Source organism: Vibrio sp. 10N.286.49.E11, assembly GCF_041469505.1.
Taxonomy (GTDB): Bacteria; Pseudomonadota; Gammaproteobacteria; order Enterobacterales; family Vibrionaceae; genus Vibrio; species Vibrio crassostreae_C.
Genome location: NZ_JBFRKQ010000138.1, coordinates 1 through 517, shown reverse-complemented (window position 1 = coordinate 517; position 517 = coordinate 1). Strand labels below are relative to the sequence as shown.

The following is a 517-nucleotide window of genomic DNA, read 5'->3' as shown; positions in this document are numbered from 1 at the left end:
ACCATTACTGACGGTGATATTCCAACCATCGAATCCGTACCAAGCGTGACGCTATCAGAAACACAACTTTCTGATGGCTCGACACCAAGCGGCAGTGCAGTCAGTCAAACTGAGACGATTACCTTCACCAATCAAAGCGATGATGTGGCGAGTTTCCGTATTGAACCGACTGAATTCAATGTGGGTGGAGCACTGAAATCGAATGGTTTTGCCGTTGAGATAAAAGAAGACTCGGCCAATCCAGGTACTTACATTGGCTTTATTACCGATGGTTCGAACACTGAAATCCCAGTGTTCACTATTAGTTTCTCGGCAACCAAACTTGGTGAATACACCTTTACTTTACTTGAAGCGTTAGACCATGTGGATGGTTTAGATAACAACGATCTGAGCTTCGATCTGCCTGTTTATGCTGTGGATACAGACGGCGACGATTCATTGGTGTCTCAGCTTAATGTGACCATTGGTGATGATGTCCAAATCATGCAAGACGGTAAGTTAGATATCACTGAGCCAA

Annotated in this window: 1 protein-coding gene; it reads left to right on the top strand. The window is 44.5% G+C overall.

Features of this window, described 5'->3' with window-relative positions; genetic code table 11:
• Nucleotides 1-517, top strand: a 517-nt coding sequence (locus AB4167_RS21850) for a hypothetical protein (RefSeq protein WP_136983012.1), incomplete at both ends; no start/stop codon positions are given.